This is a genomic window from Brevibacillus sp. MS2.2 (assembly GCF_013284345.1).
Classification (GTDB): domain Bacteria; phylum Bacillota; class Bacilli; order Brevibacillales; family Brevibacillaceae; genus Brevibacillus; species Brevibacillus brevis_C.
This window is the reverse complement of sequence record NZ_JABSUZ010000016.1, coordinates 1-17,079: the sequence shown is the minus strand read 5'-3', so window position 1 is coordinate 17,079 and position 17,079 is coordinate 1. Positions and strand designations below refer to the sequence as shown.

Annotated in this window: 14 protein-coding genes; 9 read left to right on the top strand and 5 right to left on the bottom strand. The window is 49.5% G+C overall.

The window, feature by feature from the left end; genetic code table 11:
- The first annotated feature begins 30 nt into the window (after window positions 1–30).
- The 6 genes from glmS to HP568_RS15780 all read left to right on the top strand — a co-directional run bounded on the left by glmS (window position 31) and on the right by HP568_RS15780 (window position 6,315).
- Window positions 31–1,863, top strand: a complete 1,833-nt coding sequence (gene glmS / locus HP568_RS15805) for a glutamine--fructose-6-phosphate transaminase (isomerizing) (protein WP_048031678.1) — start codon at window positions 31–33, stop codon at window positions 1,861–1,863.
- 54 nt (window positions 1,864–1,917) lie between these two features.
- A complete protein-coding gene (locus tag HP568_RS15800; protein ID WP_048031679.1) occupies window positions 1,918–2,124 on the top strand; it encodes a hypothetical protein in 207 nt (68 codons plus the stop codon).
- Complete coding sequence (gene glmU / locus HP568_RS15795) at window positions 2,121–3,143, top strand: bifunctional UDP-N-acetylglucosamine diphosphorylase/glucosamine-1-phosphate N-acetyltransferase GlmU (RefSeq protein WP_048031680.1); 1,023 nt, start codon at window positions 2,121–2,123, stop codon at window positions 3,141–3,143. Before HP568_RS15800 ends, glmU begins: the two co-directional genes overlap by 4 nt.
- Complete coding sequence (locus HP568_RS15790) at window positions 3,143–4,057, top strand: hypothetical protein (RefSeq protein ID WP_048031681.1); 915 nt, start codon at window positions 3,143–3,145, stop codon at window positions 4,055–4,057. Before glmU ends, HP568_RS15790 begins: the two co-directional genes overlap by 1 nt.
- Window positions 4,058–4,060: 3 nt before the next feature.
- Complete coding sequence (locus tag HP568_RS15785; protein WP_173629571.1) at window positions 4,061–5,740, top strand: hypothetical protein; 1,680 nt, start codon at window positions 4,061–4,063, stop codon at window positions 5,738–5,740.
- Between the two features lie 68 nt (window positions 5,741–5,808).
- Window positions 5,809–6,315 carry a hypothetical protein gene (locus HP568_RS15780; RefSeq protein WP_048031683.1) on the top strand — a complete coding sequence of 169 codons (507 nt, stop codon included), beginning with the start codon at window positions 5,809–5,811 and terminating at the stop codon, window positions 6,313–6,315.
- 57 nt (window positions 6,316–6,372) lie between these two features.
- On the opposite strand, the gene HP568_RS15775 is transcribed toward HP568_RS15780, so the two are convergent.
- The 5 genes from HP568_RS15775 to HP568_RS15755 all read right to left on the bottom strand — a co-directional run bounded on the left by HP568_RS15775 (window position 6,373) and on the right by HP568_RS15755 (window position 12,813).
- Window positions 6,373–7,173 carry a hypothetical protein gene (locus HP568_RS15775; protein WP_048031684.1) on the bottom strand — a complete coding sequence of 267 codons (801 nt, stop codon included), beginning with the start codon at window positions 7,171–7,173 and terminating at the stop codon, window positions 6,373–6,375.
- Between the two features lie 371 nt (window positions 7,174–7,544).
- Window positions 7,545–8,852, bottom strand: coding sequence for a YheC/YheD family endospore coat-associated protein (locus tag HP568_RS15770; RefSeq protein ID WP_048031685.1), 1,308 nt, complete (start codon window positions 8,850–8,852; stop codon window positions 7,545–7,547).
- Window positions 8,853–8,893: 41 nt separating this feature from the next.
- The gene (locus tag HP568_RS15765; protein ID WP_173629569.1) at window positions 8,894–10,270 is read right to left on the bottom strand and encodes a YheC/YheD family endospore coat-associated protein; all 1,377 of its coding nucleotides are present in this window, start codon (window positions 10,268–10,270) and stop codon (window positions 8,894–8,896) included.
- A 3-nt stretch (window positions 10,271–10,273) separates the two neighbouring features.
- On the bottom strand, window positions 10,274–11,362 hold the full coding sequence (locus HP568_RS15760; RefSeq protein WP_048031687.1) for a YheC/YheD family endospore coat-associated protein: 1,089 nt from the start codon (window positions 11,360–11,362) through the stop codon (window positions 10,274–10,276).
- A 5-nt stretch (window positions 11,363–11,367) separates the two neighbouring features.
- On the bottom strand, window positions 11,368–12,813 hold the full coding sequence (locus HP568_RS15755) for a YheC/YheD family endospore coat-associated protein (protein ID WP_048031688.1): 1,446 nt from the start codon (window positions 12,811–12,813) through the stop codon (window positions 11,368–11,370).
- A gap of 91 nt (window positions 12,814–12,904) precedes the next feature.
- On the opposite strand from HP568_RS15755, the gene HP568_RS15750 reads away from it, so the two are divergent.
- From HP568_RS15750 to HP568_RS15740, 3 genes are all read left to right on the top strand, one after another.
- Window positions 12,905–14,062 carry a DUF445 domain-containing protein gene (locus HP568_RS15750; RefSeq protein ID WP_048031689.1) on the top strand — a complete coding sequence of 386 codons (1,158 nt, stop codon included), beginning with the start codon at window positions 12,905–12,907 and terminating at the stop codon, window positions 14,060–14,062.
- Between the two features lie 214 nt (window positions 14,063–14,276).
- Entirely contained in the window at window positions 14,277–15,587 is a 1,311-nt protein-coding gene (locus tag HP568_RS15745; protein ID WP_048031690.1) for a DRTGG domain-containing protein, read from the top strand.
- A 625-nt stretch (window positions 15,588–16,212) separates the two neighbouring features.
- Window positions 16,213–16,842 carry a DUF2087 domain-containing protein gene (locus tag HP568_RS15740; RefSeq protein ID WP_048031692.1) on the top strand — a complete coding sequence of 210 codons (630 nt, stop codon included), beginning with the start codon at window positions 16,213–16,215 and terminating at the stop codon, window positions 16,840–16,842.
- The last annotated feature ends 237 nt before the right edge of the window (window positions 16,843–17,079 follow it).

Here is a 17,079-nt window from a genome sequence, read left to right as displayed (position 1 = left end):
AGTATACGCAACAAGGGAGGAACCGATGATATGTGCGGAATTATGGGATATATCGGGAACAAGGAAGCGCAGCCGATTCTAATCAATGGGCTGCGAAAGCTGGAATACAGAGGCTATGATTCGGCTGGCATTGCGATTTGTGACGGAGCAACCATCGGCATTCGCAAAGCAAAAGGCAGAATTGACGTACTGGAGAGCCAAACCCAAAAGTCCGGCTTGCAGGGCTCCATCGGCATTGGTCATACGCGCTGGGCGACCCACGGACGACCGTCTGATGAAAACTCTCATCCTCATTTTGATCAATCCGGCAAGTTCTCGATCGTGCATAACGGCATTATCGAGAACTATCTGGATCTCAAGCAGGAGTTGATTGAAAAAGGCGTGACGTTTACTTCGGAGACGGATACGGAGGTCATCGTGCACCTTTTGGCGCAGGAATACGATGACAACCTGGTTGCGGCAGTGCAGAAGGTCGCTGGCAAAATTCGCGGAGCATTTGCTCTCGGTGTGATAACAGAGCATGAGCCTGACAAGCTGATTGCAGTTCGTATGGCAAGCCCGTTGATTATCGGGGTAGGGGAGAATGAGAATTTTATCGGTTCTGATATCCCGGCGATCCTGGAGCATACGCGCGATGTGTACGTTCTCGAAGACGGAGACCTGGCGATTCTGACCAAAGATTCAGTTCACCTCATGCGTCTGGATACGACTGAGCCAATCGAGCGAGAGCTGGTGCGTATTGAGTGGGACAAGGAGCAAGCGGAAAAAGACGGCTTTGCTCACTATATGCAAAAGGAAATTTACGAGCAGCCGCGAGCCCTGCGCAATACCATGACAGGTCGAATCGATGCTACCCAGCAAAAGGTTGTTTTCCCCAATCTTCAGCTATCGGAAGCGAGTGCCAAGAATGTGGAGAAAATCTACATTGTCGCATGCGGTACCGCTTATCATGCTGGCTTGATCGGCAAGCATGTGATCGAACGACTGGCACAGATTCCGGTAGAAGTAGATGTAGCGTCGGAGTTTCGTTACCGTCGCCCGCTCTTTCAGCCCAATACGCTTACGATTGCCGTCAGTCAATCAGGGGAGACAGCAGATACATTGGCAGCCATGCGGGAAGCCAAACGAAACGGCTCAGCAGTACTCGCTATTACGAATGTAGTCGGTAGCTCGATTGCCCGTGATGCCGATGATGTGATTACGACAAATGCAGGTCCGGAAATCGCGGTTGCTTCGACGAAGGCATATACCTCGCAGCTGATTGCGTTTTACTTGTTCGGCATTTATTTGGCACAAGCGAAGGGGACGCTGGACGCTGACACCCGTGCTTCACTGCTTCACCAACTGACCAGTCTTCCGGATCAAGTCGAGCATATACTCGCGCATGCAGATGAGATACGTCATTTTGCTGAATCGATCAAGGACGAGCAGCATCTGTTTTTCATCGGACGAGGACTCGATCATGCGGTATCTATGGAAGGCTCGCTCAAGCTGAAGGAAATCTCGTATATTCACTCGGAGGCGTATGCGGCAGGAGAGCTAAAGCACGGCACGCTGGCGCTGATCGAAGAGGGAACGAGAGTCATCGCCCTGGCTACACAGGATGAGCTGCATGAAAAAATGATCAGTAATATTACAGAAGTGAAAGCCCGTGGAGCAAAAGTTCTCGGTATTACCTTGGAAGGACATGTAGAGCTGCATCGCTCGGTTGATGATGTTTGCCTGATTCCGCAGACAGATGCCTTGCTTACACCTGTTCTAGCCGTTATCCCCCTTCAGCTCATTTCCTATTACACTTCTGTTGCGCTCGGCAATGACGTAGATCGTCCACGAAATTTGGCCAAAAGTGTAACAGTTGAGTAAACACAAACGTCAGTCGTAAAGAAAGGTAGAGCATTCAAGAAGGGGGAAAGATGAATGAACACCTCGAATCGGACGTTGAATCAGGAGAAATTACTGGAGATTATGCTTCAGGCCTATCAGCTGGGCGTGCAGAGGAAAGACATTAATTTGACCATGATGATTGACACACTGACCTACGAATTGAAACCATACTTCGATCAGCAAATCCAACAAGGTCAGCTTGCAAAAGGGGAGCTGACCAAGACGGAGGCGATAGGATGAACATACATGCAGTAGTACTCGCAGCAGGAAAAGGAACCAGAATGAAATCTTCGCTCTACAAGGTCATGCATCCAATTTGCGGGAAGCCGATGATTGAACATGTCGTAGAGACATTGGAAGCATTGTCACTTCGCCACTTGGTCGTCGTTGTCGGCCACGGAGCCGAAGTGGTCAAAGAGCAGTTGAAAAACCGCGTTCAGTATGCGTATCAACCGGAACAACTCGGTACTGCTCATGCTGTTTGGATGAGCCAGGAAATTCTTGGAGCGCAGGATGGCGTGACGATTGTCATGAATGGCGATACCCCGCTCGTACAAGAACAGACGCTGCGTAGTTTGCTCGAATATCACCAGTTGAAACAGGCAGCAGCCACGGTTTTGACCGCCATTGTGGACGAGCCTACAGGCTATGGCAGGATCATTCGCGACGAGAACGGCGATGTCCGTAAAATTATCGAGGAAAAAGACGCGACCTTGGGCCAAAAAAAGGTGAACGAGATCAGCACCGGAATCTTTTGCTTCGACAATCAAAAGCTGTTTTCAATGCTGCCGATGGTCTCCAACGAAAACGCGCAAGGGGAGTTTTACTTGCCGGACGTTCTGGGGCTTTTGCAAGAGCAAGGTCATTTGGTAACGGCGTTTGCAACGGATGATCCCGAAGAAGGCAATGGCGTCAATGATCGTGTGCAGCTCGCTGATTTGGAACAGCTGATGCGCAAGCGAATCAACGATTTCCATATGCGAAACGGAGTTACGATGATAGACCCGAACTCGACTTACATCGATGCGGGCGTAATGATCGGGCGTGATACGGTGCTCTATCCGGGAACCTGCCTTTTTGGCGACACACAGATCGGTGAAGGCTGCCAGATCGGGCCACACGCGCTGGTCAAAAACAAGAGTATCGAGGATTATACCAGAATTCAGCCGTTTTCAGCGGTTGACGGCAGTACGTTTGGTGAGCGGGCTTTTGCTAGAGTGGGAGCGACGACACAACTGTACGGTATCGACCAGCGCTGATGCAGGTAATTCGTCGATATAGCTGGCTTTGGATAGCGCTGCTCCTTGTGACAGTGGCTTCGATCATCATGCTGTCGTTGGCAAACACCCGCTCCGCCCTGACAAAAGCAACCTGGATATGGGATGCCAAGCAAATAGAGACCCAAACCGAGGAAATGATCGCGTTTGCCGAGAAAAACGATATCAACCTGATCTATCTTCACGTTGAACCAGCAGCTGTTGCGCCTCAGACGTATCGTACCTTCATTGAAAAAGCCAACCAGGCAGGTATTAAGGTAGAGGCGCTTGGCGGTGACCCCAATTGGGCGTTAACAGCGAATCGCCAGAGCATCGACGATCTGATCTCCTGGGTGAAGGCGTTCAATCGCAGTGCCAAGTCAGATGAACAATTCTCGGGGATTCACGTCGATATCGAGCCGTATCTGTTGCCTGCATGGAAGGAAGACCAGGGAGAAATCGTCCGGCAATGGCTGGAAAACGTCAGCTATCTGGCGGCAGAGACGAAGAAGGATACGGATCTCGCTGTCGGTGCCGACTTGCCTTTTTGGATCGACTCCGTAAACGTTCCTGACAGTGATGAAAAAGTGAGCAACTGGATGGTGCAGCGACTCGACAGTATTACGTTAATGGCCTACCGCAATCAAGCCCTTGGGCAAAATGGGATCGTCGAAATCGTAGAAAAGATCGTCGATGATGCCAATGTACGCAAAAAAGGGTCGGTCATCGTAGGCGTCAACATCATGGAAACGATGGAAGGCGCTCATGTGAGCTTTTATGAAGAAGGCACAAAAGAGATGAACAACCAGTTGGCCATTTTACAGGAGGAGCTGTCTAGCAATCCGGCGTTTGCAGGAAGTGCGATCCATGATTACGAGAGCTGGAAGCACGCAAGTCAACGAGAGGAGCAACTTTGACGAATGAAAGCTGCGCGCATCTATTTGAGTGTTCTCTGCCTGACGGTCGGCTTTCTGTTCGGCTTTTCCCCCGCGGAGAAGAAGAGTAAAGCAACGTGGATCTGGCAGTCCGAAATGATCGGGAGAGAGAAACAAGAGATTCTCGATTTCTGCAAAAGTAACGATATTAATCTCGTCTACTTGCGAATCGAAATGAACAAGCCCTATGATTACTACCGCGATTTTATCCGCGAAGCGACAGAGATGGGGATCGAAGTTCATGCGGTTGCTGGCCATCCGGCATGGGCACTCAAAAGCAATGAAAAGCGGATGATGAATATCGTCCACTGGGTAAAAAGCTACAACCGTGAAGCGCAGAAGAATGAGCGAATTCGCGGGATTCAGTTAGACATCGAGCCGTATCTCCTGCCTTTTTGGGAGGCCGATCAGAAGCGGATTATCCGTGAATGGCAAGCCAATGTGCAGGCGTTCACAGCCGAGGTGTCAAAAGATGAGGATTTGGTTGCCAGTGCAGCCATTCCATTTTGGCTGGACGATATTCCCGTTCCGGGACAAGAAGAGATGTCCTTGTCCAAATGGATGATCAGCCAGTTTGATACGGTATGTATCATGGCGTATCGTGACACACTTTCCGGTCAGAACGGCATTCTGAATTTGATTGATCAGGAAATGAAGGAAGCGGATGAATTAGAGTCGCGTGTCTTGGTTGCTGTGAATATGAAGCCGCTGGATGAAGACCACACTTCTTTTGCAGAGGAAGGTCCGGCTCTCATGAAACAGCAAGTAGAGCAATTGCCTGCACATTTGGCACAGCATCCGTCCTTCTCTGGTGTCGCGATTCATGATTATCGCAACTGGAAGGAGGCGATTCCACTGCCCCCGGAAACGAAGCAACGCTACAAAGGCACCTACATATGGCGTGCAGAATTGCTTGGCACGGAAAAGGAGGAAATTCTCTCCTTTGCGGAACAAAACGGGGTGAATCTCCTCTATGTTCGTCTCGATTTGGAGCAGCCGATTTCCTATTACCGCGATTTTGTGAGAGAGGCCCGTGAAGCGGGGATCGAAGTTCATGCGATGGGCGGTCATCCGATTTGGGCGATGTCTGAAAGTCGGAGCAAGATCATAAAGCTCGTGAATTGGGTGAAAGCCTACAATGAGTCTGTCTCGACAAAAGAGCAATTTCACGGCATTCACTTAGATATTGAGCCGTACGTCCTTCCTGCCTGGCGTGAGGATAAAGAGGCAGTTTTACGCCAGTGGATGGGTAACATCGAAGCTTTTGTCGAAGAGACCAAGAACGGAACTTCCTTGGAAGCAAGCGTCGACCTCGCGGCGTGGCTGGACAAGACACCGACTCCAGGTCAGCCCGAGTTGCCGTTTTCGCACTGGATGATCAAACAGCTTGATCATACGACTTTGATGGCTTTTCGTGATCGAGCTCCCGGCATCATCGGCTTGGTCGAAAATCAGATGAAGTACGCAGAGAGCCTCCAGAAAAAGCTGGTCGTCGCTGTGGAGACGAAAGAGAGCCACGAAGGGAACGGGATCACCTTTTACGAGGAAGGTATGGGCGAAATGGATCGACAGCTAGATCTGGTGACAAAAGTGCTGGATCGATACTCCTCTTATTGGGGGATCGCCATTCATGCGTATGACTACTGGAAAAACGGGAAAGAGTAGGCTGCCTGGATCGTGCACCTTTGTTGTAAAATAGAAGAAAACGAGCGTCGGAAAGAGGAGAACAAGCCATGCGAGATGTGCAAAACCGACATCGAAATCTTCCGCAGCGTACGCCAGAGATGCTGTACAACGTGGTGCGCAAGTTTTACCGTGGAGCAGTCAGTCATTTTGACCTGATTCAGGAGAAAAAACAGGAAGCACGTGCAGCCTTGGAAGCTGGTGACCACGACAAAATCCGTGCAGCCGTGCACACGTTATTCTTGGAGTTCCATTTTTATGTGACCTGCTGGCTCCAGATTGAGCTTGCCCTGTATCGGCTGGCGCGTCAGGATGAGCGTCTTGCACAAGTGATGGAAAGATATCGATCATCGATGGAAAAGCATGTAGCGGTACGGCAACTGCTGGAACAGACGGAGGCGTGTGTGGAGGCGCAGTTTCAACCAAACGGGGATGGATGGTCCTGCGTGCAGAAGGATGCCTACGTGTTTGGCAGCATCATTTTTACAGTGGATGAAGAGAGTCTGCAAGATTTGCATGCTGTGTATCAGGCGATTTGGGGAAATGTAGACTGCTAAACGATCACTCATAACAAAAAGCGTGACCGTCGCGATGGATGGTCACGCTTTTTGCATTTAGAAAGTTCCTGGGAAGATTGACCCTGTGTGTGGAGCAGCCTGACCTGGAGCGTTCAATTGGCGCACCTCTTGCACATTCGTGCCAGCAAAACCCGGATTGAAGACAGATTGTGCTCCCATGCCGAGTGTATTAGCATAAGCCTGCTGTTGCTGTAGAGGCTGCTGTTGCTGTAGAGGCTGCTGTGCTTGCAGACCGAAGCCCGTGTTGTTCAATTGGCGTACTTCTTGAACATTGGTTCCGGCAAAGCCTGGGGAAAAGATGCTGCCAGCATTTCCAGCTTGGTTTACAAAGCCCGTTTGTCCAGGGAAGCCAGTTTGACCTGCGAAGCCAGTTTGACCCGCAAAGTTGTTATAGCCAGCTTGATTTCGCGCCTGAACCTCTTGAACATTGGTTCCAGCAAAGCCGGGAGAAAAGACCGAGTTCGCTCCGCCACCAAATGCTGGTTGATACGATGGCTGCGCCTGGATGTACTGGGATGCCTGATTTTGCCCAAAACCAAATTGTTGTTGCTGCTGTTGTACTGGGTAGCCAGCATTTTGCTGTCTTACTTCTTGAGCATTGGTATTTGCAAAGCCTGGGGAAAAGATGGATTGGGCACCACCGACTCCGCCACTGAAGGATGCAGCAGATGAAGGCGCTCCGATGGATGGTGCATGACCACCTTGGTTCCAATACTGTACTTCTTGTACGTTGGTTCCAGCGAAGCCTGGTTGGAACATAGAACCTGCAGGGCTTACTGCACCGAAAAATTGAGGTTGTTGCTGGGATTGCATCATATTGTTATTTGTGTAGGTCATGGTTAAGACCACCTCCATGGAGTATTTTTTCCAAGCTTGGTTTTGTCATGCATCCGATAACGAAAAAAACATGCCGGAGTCTAAACGGCATGTTCCTTTAAAGCAAAACGTGAGACTTGCCTCATTGTTCAGTGCTACTCGCATGTACAACCAGCATACTCAATGCGGTAGCGTTTATCTACAACCAGGAAGGATTGACCCCATTTCCAATAGGAAACGGCGAATGTTTTCTCGTTTCTGGACCTTATGAGCCAGCAGTCTGAGGGTCAATCGCGTCAGCCAGTCGTTCGTTGGGTGATGCGCAGTTCCCCTTCCTGACGGGCAAATCGCACCAAGGACGTCTGTGAATCAGCTAATGCTGCTTGACTCCCTTATCCTGCGGCACTCCCTCGCTTGCTCTGCAAGTGAGAGACATGCTGTGCGTAGTGGATCAAATTCGCTAACGATAATCGTCGAATCGATGGTTCATCGAATTTCTCCGGCTTTGCATTCGCTTCAAAGAGCCATAGCTTTCCTTCTTCTGTCAAGCCAAGGTCCATCGACATCTCAGCTAAATCTGTCCATTCTGCATTTAATGACCGTGCGATGGCGAGCGCCGTATCGTGAATGTGTCTTTCCATTTGCTCGTGATTATTATGAAACAAGGCTTGCATAACGGTAGATAACGAGTGGATCGAGCCACCGCGTGGCACATGAGTGGTGATGCTTTGCGAGCCAGACCTTCTAATGCCAACTCCGGTTACGCTCCACTCGCCCTCGCCATCTTTCTGCACGAGGACGCGCACATCAAAAGGTTTGCCGTTGTAACGGGCACGACGAATACCTTGCTGCATGATGTACTTCTGCTGTTTGACATGAAGTCTAATATGCTTCCATACGTCATTCAAATTGGAAAAGCGGCGAGTAATGGCCTTTTGCTCCTTTAACCGTTGCAGGAACCACTTATCGTTTCTGAAATCAATGCGCATAATTCCCTGACCAGCTCTACCGCGCACGGGTTTCAAGTAGACAAAGCGATGTTCTGTGCAAAAGCTTCGAAACCGAGCCAAGGTGTCCAATTGTTTTGTCTCCGGTAGAAAAGCTTGCACTTCCAAGTGGGACTCAAGCATCGTAAAGAGCTGTTGCTTGTCAAAAAAGCCGCGATTAAACAATGTGACATTTGGCATCTCATGTATGCGGTTCAATGCTCTGCGGACTTCAGGTCGCCGTTCTGCTTTTCTCGTCGGTATTCGGTTGTAAACCACATGGGGGAAAGGTAGAATCACCTCTTGCCACGAGTTTAGACGACTGTTGTACAAATAGCCGCGCACCTTTTTCTTCTCCCAATTGATTCCTTGTGGAGTGAACACAAATACGAGTGCACCCCATTGCTTCCCCGATTGAGTAATATCCTTGAAGTTCTCGCGATTTCCTAAAAATGTTGCCCCTTCACCAACGGTCAATATGCCAAATAATGGGCCAAGCTTCAGGGAGTCGCCCGCCATTTTCCAGTTAATGCGTGTACGAATACGGCTTGCTTGCACGCGGGGTAAACCAGCGTATATCCGTTTCGTATGAGAAAAGGGACCGAGACTGGCGACCAGTGGCTTTGGCGAGCGTTTAAGGACTAGCCGAGGTAACTGTACGAACCATCTACCGCTAGGGAGGATCGTCAGCCACCCGGAGCGCTGCTGAAGCATGGTGTTCCTCCTTCCTGAAAAACGGTACAGATCGCGTGCGACTAGAAATTGGCCAAATAACAGCTATAATCGACGAGCAGCTTGCGTGATTCGTGATCAGCCTGCCTGAGACGAGCGTGCTTGAATATAGAACGGCCAGGCTTGGAATTCGCTTCGAACATCCAGACATGGCCTTGCGTATCGATTCCCATGTCCAGCCCTAATTCGCCTAAATCAATCCCTTTGGCCAGTTCAATTGCGGTAGCCAGTCGGATCGACGCTTCTGAAATGCGCTGGGTCATGAGGGCTTTTTGTCTGCCAAACAGGTGCTGCAACAGGTCATCGCCGGGGATGACAGTTCCACCTGTACGTACGTGGGTAGTTACGCTGCCAGAACCGGCAACCTTGGCTGCCGTGCAGGAGACAACCCACTCGTTTTGCTGATTTTTATGCAAGTGAACACGAAAATCAAACGGACGTCCATGGAATGTCATGAGCGGAATGCCCTGTTGTGCCAGATACGCACTGACTCGCCGGCTGCGGAAGACATGCTGATAAAGGCTGGACAGCTTGGAAAATTGCCTTTTTACATTGCCGCTGCTTGTATGATAGGAGGCAGTAAAGCCACCCCCTGCCTGGCGAACAACTTTGACAATACCGTACCCGAGACTTCCATTTTTGGGCTTCAAATAAACGATAGGGTATTTACGCAGCAAGTTTCGAACAGTCATAAGGGAAGGAGAGGTGTAAGTCTCCGGGATATGCTCATTCACTTCTGGATTCGGATACAGCAGTTGATGTACGCCCCATTTGTTAAAAAAGCCCTGATTGAACATCGGTAAATTGGGGTAACTGGCGAGTCGATACTTGAATTCCTGAACGGCTTCATGCTTTTCTGCCGAACGAGAGGGAATACGATCATAGACGACATCGGGCATGGCGGTAACATGCTTTTTCCAAAAGTAGCCGCCTGACTTGTTTCTGCGCAAAAACCACGCTTTGACCGTATTGGATTCCCAGTCTACATCGGTTGGGGAAAATATATAGTAGAAAACACCCTTCCCTTCTTGAGCCTGTAACAGATTGTAAAAAAACGAGGTGCGAGAGCCAATTGGCTGCTTGGGATCTCGTCTTATGCCAGTCGTAACGATCCCGATTGAAGGACCGATCCGGAGTGCGGAGCCCTCTAGCTTGAGCTGGATCAAGCCAGGGTGTGGAATGCCCAGCTCTGCTTGCAAGAGCGTCGTCACTTTCAGGACGTTCGTATCCGGATTGCGTTTATCTTGTAAGACAGTTGCGACTACTTCCTTTTTGCCCAGTAAGACTTTAATTTTTTGGCGTTGTCGTAGCTGTAGCTGTTGGAAGAGAGTAGCTGGCAGGATAATCCCACTGATACGGGGGTTGGAAAGGAAGCGAAGCCGCATTCTGAACGTTTCCATGCTTTAACCTCCTACACGCTCTTTCATAAGATAGTGGGCGTAGCGAACAGGCTGAGTAATCGAATGCAGTTGTGCAGTCGGGTCGTCAATCATGCGAAAAACGGTTCGCCCTGGTCTGCTGTTTACCTCGATGATCCAAACATTACCTGCGGTGTCGATGCCAATATCGATTCCCAGCTCAACGAGTCTGCCGTGTGACTCTTCCAAAAAACGGGGAAGTTCTTCTGCCACTCGGTTGATTGTTTGCTCGATGCGTGCCGCTTTTGTGGATGTGAAGTGAAGGGGCAGGAAAGAGGCCAGAGGTGTTGCTTTCCCTCCTCCGTGCAAATTGGAGGTGATACTGCGTTTGTCTCCCAGGCGCACAGCTTTGCCAGTTGTCCCCCATTTACCCAGCCCGTTTTTTTGAACCAGAACACGGACATCGAATGGGGTACCATCCGGGGTATGCAGCTCCAAATAGGGCTGTACCAGGAACTTACGGCCGGCAGTAAAGACAGACACAAAACTTTTTAACCCGGCAGTGTCACGAATTCGCCTGGTGAAAGGCGTATTGTCTCGGTTTCGTCCGGAAGCTTCATAGCCACTGCGCATTTCTTTGATTCTCACAACGCCAATACCGTGAGTTCCCGCCATCGGCTTGATAATGGCTGCCCCGTATTTTTGCAAGGTTGCATGGAGCACAGGATATGAGAATATTTCAGTAGGCGGGAGCAGCGGGGCGAGGAGAGGGGACTTAACGAGCATCTGGTGCACCTGCCATTTTCCAGACAGACCATGCCCCAAAAACGTAATGTTGCGATCGTTTTGCAACTTTTCCACAAATGGTTTATAGTGGCGATAAGATGGGCCCACAAAGCAACGATCATAGATAAAGGCGGGAATTGGGAAGTCTTTCGCGTGCCAGGACCCATTGCGATATTCGAAGCCTTTTACCATACGGGTGGAAAAGTTAACCTGACGTGGTGAAAAAACGAAGACGCGAATACCGTGCTTGCGTCCATAGAGCGTAAGCTTTTTGTAGTACCCTTTGTCTACAAAGTGGGAGCCTTGGCACCGGGCCATGATGCCAAGACTTCTCTTGGATGCTGTCATGTAGGTCACCTTCGCCTGTTTTTGTTGCGCTTCGGTTTTCTTTTTATCGTCTTTTGTGGTTGTATGGTCCGGGGAAAACCACTTAGAAAGGCGGAATAATCCAGCATGCGAATGACAGAAGGGCGAGCACGCCGAGGCAGCTCTTCGGCACCTTCAGGCAGCGGAACAGTTTTGGCTGACTTGGATGGCTTGCTGTTGACCTCCAATAGCCACACCCGTCCATGAACATCGACTCCCAGGTCAATTCCGAATTCTGCATACTGCCCAGGCAGGGATTCCTCTAAAAGGATCGCGAGCTTAAGTGCTACTGCGTGTAACGTTTGAGGAGATGGTCGAATCGCGCTCGCCCGTGGTCCACAAACTCGCAGCGCCTGAAGGGGAGTCATCATCTGCCCGCCTCTGGATATATTGGAAACAATGTGGTTTAATCCCAGTCGAGCTACCATGGAAGTGATGGACCATTCGCCTTTTCGGTCTTTTTGAACCAATACACGAAAATCTGTCGGTCGTCCTTGGATGCCGATTAACGCTAACCCTTGTTGCAGCAAATAGGATGTGCCTTTTATCCTTTTTTGCAAATACTGATGTAAGCCCTGAATGCTAGCAAATGATTTGCGCAATCCTCCAGGGAACGCGAGCTGGTATCCCTCGGGCGAACTGCGAATTCGAATGATCCCGCGCCCCATGCTGCCGTTAGCTGGTTTTGCATAAACGGTGCGATACGTAGATAGCATTTTCTGCAGGTCTTCCTGTTTCAAATACCGAACCATACTGGGAAGATGCTCGGAGGCTGTCGGTTGATTCTCGAGAGCGGTGTGTACATGCCACTTATTCAAAAAACGCTCGTTAAAAAAGGGAATGGAAGCGTCCTTGCAGCGTTGGACCCAGTTGGCCATCTGTTCACTTCGTTCGCGTTGGCGGGATATGAGCCGGTTGTAAATGCATTGTGGAAGCGGAAGTAAGGTTTGTCTCCAGACGCCTCCTCTTCTAACGAGGCCACGAACGATTCCCGTATCCCAGTTGACATCCTGAAGCCGAAATGTGCAAAGGATACCTCCGCGTTTACGGGTGATATCGGACATCTCCTGGAAGAAAGAGTTTAGGTGTCCAAACGGTGCTTTCGGGAACGCTGCATTGTAGGTCGAAACAAGAACACCTACATACGGTCCGAAAACGATTGTTTTCTGACTCGCATCATAACGGACTAAGAGTGGAACGCCCCTGGGTAGATATAGGGATTGAGCTAAAGATGGTCGTATGAAGGTTTTACCCGAGGTTTTGCCTCCCCGTTCCGAACCGCCTACGCGTGCGGAAACGGTTTTGCTCCCAAATTGAACCGCAATGGTGGACGGTGTTGAAAGATTCCATTTGCGCAAGTGCGCCTGGGGCAGGTAAAGGTCTACTTCCGATATTATCTCGTTTTCGACAACGATTGTTGGAACGTAAGACATGAGTATCCCCTTCCCATCAGGCAAAGTTAGTCTATGGTATGAGCATCCAAAACGTTTGGTGCCATGTAGAGAAGAGAGGTTGTTAGTATTTATGAACGCTTGGGTACTATTAGTGAACATTGCAGTAGGCTCTGTCATCGGTGGGGTGACGAATGAGTTAGCCATCCGAATGCTGTTTAAACCAGTAAAACCGTGGTATATAGGCAGGTGGAAAGTGCCTTTTACCCCAGGATTGATCCCGAGGAGACGGGACGATATCGCGATACAAATGGGCAGACTCGTCGAAGAACATTTGCTGACGACAGAGGGAATCAAGCGTGCGCTGAATCAGAGTGGTTTGGAGAGCACACTGACAGGATGGATGAACACGATTGCTCGCGACTGGATGACAGATGAGCGTAGTCTACGTCAAGCATTGCTCACAGTGATGCCACAGTTATTTCAGGAAGACGGAACGTGGAGTGAGGGTGTCCGCGCGCCTATCGAGACGAAATGGGGTACTTTTGTCGAACAGGTTCTGGCACAATATGAAGAGAAAAAACTGCGAGAGTTGGTTACGGACAACGGACGCGAGCGTCTGGATGCTGCACTTGGCAGTGTGAGCGAACTGCTCTTGAAACGTTTCCGCGAATATTTACATTCCCCGGAAGGCCAGCAAACCTTGCAAAACATGGTGCGTGGATTGCTCGGTGGAGGCGGAGGCATGTTTGGCGGCTTGGTCGGGATGTTTCTGGGGGATGACAAGATTTTGGGCAAGATTCTCCCGTATCTTGATGAGCTTTTGCAAAGCAGAGAGCTTTCGGAGCGCGTGCACTACTTTTTGCATAAGGAAGCGGACAAGCTCTTGGACAAAAATGTGGGCGAAGTAGTTGCTTGGATTGGGCGAGATCAAGTGGACGATTGGGCGCGGAAGCTTTTTACCAAGTTGGAGGAGCAAAGCCTGCGCATCGTAGACGAGCCTCTATCTCGTTTGACAGCGCCTATTTCCGAAACGGTGACAACGGAACTCGTTCCTCGTTTAGCAAAGTGGATGGTGGACACGCTGCAACAAAACATAGAGAGAATATTTTCGCGTCTGGCCATCCGGGATATTGTTACCCGGCAAGTAGAGGGGTTCCCAATTGAAAGAATTGAAGAGATGGTAGTCGGGATCTCAGGGAAGGAATTCCGCATGATTACCGTGCTCGGATTCATCCTTGGCGGGATTATTGGGCTTGTCCAAGGGATATTGGCAAATTTGCTCAGTTAAACAAAACTGAAAAGAAACTGTAACTGTGTTGTAATAATCCTGTAATATTCCTTGGGTATGATAAAAGCACGATGAAAACCCCCTTAATGATATACTTTCTGGTCGGTAGCTTTCGAAAAAGCTACCCTTTTTTTTTGCCCCGCCTTCGGGTATATTGTTCGAAGGAGCGCACGTACATGGAACGGGTGGGAGAAAAGGAAGGGGGAATAGCAATATGGCAACGAAACATGAACAAATCTTGCAACATATTGATCGCCTTCCGATCGGTTCGAAGATTTCCGTGCGGCAGATCGCAAAAGACCTGGATGTGAGTGAAGGGACTGCATACCGCGCGATCAAGGAAGCGGAAACGCAAGGATACGTCAGCACGATTGAGCGTGTCGGTACGGTGAGAATCGAGAAGAAGCAAAAGGAAAATATTGAACGATTGACCTTTGCGGAGGTTGTGAACATCGTTGATGGTCATGTGCAAGCCGGACGTGAAGGCTTACACAAGACCTTGAATAAATTTGTAATAGGGGCCATGCAGCTCGAAGCCATGATGCGCTATATTGATGCGGGAAGTCTCTTGATTGTCGGTAACCGCTATCAGGCGCACAAAATCGCTTTGCAGCAAGGGGCTGCCGTATTAATTACCGGGGGATTCGATACAAGCGAGGAAATCAAGCAGCTGGCTGACCGCTTAGCGCTGCCAATCATCTCGTCTAGCTACGACTCCTTTACGGTAGCCTCGATGATTAACCGAGCCATTTACGATCGCCTGATCAAAAAAGAAATCGTAATGGTAGAGGATATTTTGAAGCCGCTTGCAGAAACGCCTGTATTACTGACATCAGATTCTGTTGCCAAGTGGCACCAGTATACGGAGCTGTATCAGGACACGAGATTTCCCGTCGTTGACGAGCAGATGCGCCTGATCGGGATTGTTACCTCCAAAGACATCATCGGTCATGAGGAAACGGCGACGATCGACAAGGTTATGACGAAGAACCCGATTACGACCTCGCCAAGAGTATCCGTAGCGTCATCTGCGCACACCATGGTGTGGGAAGGAATCGAGCTATTGCCTGTCGTAGACAACCATCGCAAGCTCGTAGGGGTCTTGAGCCGCAATGACGTGTTAAAAGCACTGCAATTTACAGCCAAGCAACCACAGATGAGTGAAACGTTCCCGAATCTGATCATGTCCCATTTCCGTGAGGAGCGACAATCAGATGAGATGGTCTATCTAGGCGATGTGAGCCCTCAGATGACGAATCATCTCGGAACGATTGCCAGCGGAATCATGACGACAGTCATGGTGGAGGCTGCTTGTAACCTGCTGCGCCACCATCGTCGAGGCGACATGGTACCGGAAAATATCACGGTCTATTTCCTAAAGCCAGTCCAGATGGAAAGTCATATCGAAGTTAAACCGCGCCTATTGGACATTAGCCGCCGCTTCGGAAAAGTCGAAGTATCCGTATTCCATGGGGAACAGCTCGTGGGGCAGGCCATGATTACTGCGCAAATTATTGAACGTTAAATGAAAGGAACAGTCTCTTAGGGACTGTTCTTTTTTGTGTTGGTGAAAAAGTGGCTGTAGTGGGGAGAAGAAGCGCATTTCCAGTCTACGCTTCGGCCTCCGCCCCGCAAGGGATGAAGACTGTCCGCTCCGGGCTGAATGGCGGGAGCCGCTTCAAAAGTAGAAGTTTCGATGAGGGATTCGCAGAGTTGAAGCTAAAACCACTCCCTCCATTCAGTACTCCACTTTGTCGGGCTCCAGAGGCGCTTGGACTGGAAATGCGCTTCTTCCACGCAGCTTTTGTAAAAAGCATCTTTTTAGTTCATTTATGAAGTTATAAACTTCCTTGATTCACTGACAGTACAAATTCCAAAAAAGACAATAGCCGCTTCAAGGAAAAAGGAGAAATAAGCGAGGCTCTTTGGGACGCGGTTTCCCTTTTTCCACGGAGACGTGCAGGAATGACCCCATGCAGGGGGCCCAAGAAGCTCGAGCGTTTTCTCCTTTTTCCGCTGCCGCCAACAGCAACGGCTAAGGGTATTTTAAACGCCCTAGAATTGACAGGCAAAGCAATGCAACTTATCATCTAATTAGAACATTATCTAATCGAAACGAATAGACTAGACTAGGAAAGGAGTGCCCCATTTTGCAATTAGACCAACTCGTCACCTTTTACAAAGCACTCGGAGACCCGACGCGCGTACGCATCCTCGCGATTTTGGCCAATGGTCCCCTGCACGGACAGGCGTTGGCAGGCAAGCTCGGCGTAACACCTCCCACCATCACCCACCATATGGCAAAGCTTCGAGAAGCAGGTGTCGTTTACGAACGTCGTGATAAAAACACCATTTACTTTTACCTGCACGAAGCCAATGTAAAACGTCAATCGCAAGAAATCGTGAACGTCATGGAAAAAGCAAAGGATTCCACAGCAGAGGACATTTTTGCGCAAGACAACTCACATGTTCAGAGGAGGCACCAGATGGCAGCGGAAAAAATGCAGGTCATTCGCAGCTTTATTACGCCAGATGGCAGGCTGAAACAAATCCCGTCCCAGCGTAAGAAAAAGCTGATCGTCTTTGAATACATGGTCCGTGGATTAGAAAAAGGCCGCAAATACAAGGAACCGGAGATTAACGAATACATTCGCCAATTCCACGAGGATTATGCTACGATTCGCAGAGAATTTATCATGAATCATTATATGTATCGAGAAGAAGGCATCTATGAGCTGAACCCAGAGGAAATGTGGGCAAAAGCCGAAGACCTGCAATAGCAGGAAATCGTTTCCTTCTGAATTGAACAGAAAAAAGGACAACCTTCGGCACTGCCGCTCAGGTTGTCGAAGCAATAGAATGTCACACAAACTCATTATAGCGAGAGCGCTATCAGGTTTGTATGATAAACAGCTGGGAATAGAGGAAAAGTATTTCCAGTCATCGTTTTCCCAAAAATGAAAAAGGCATGCAGAACGTAATTTGTTCTCATGCCCTTTTTTTATACCCCTTTTTTC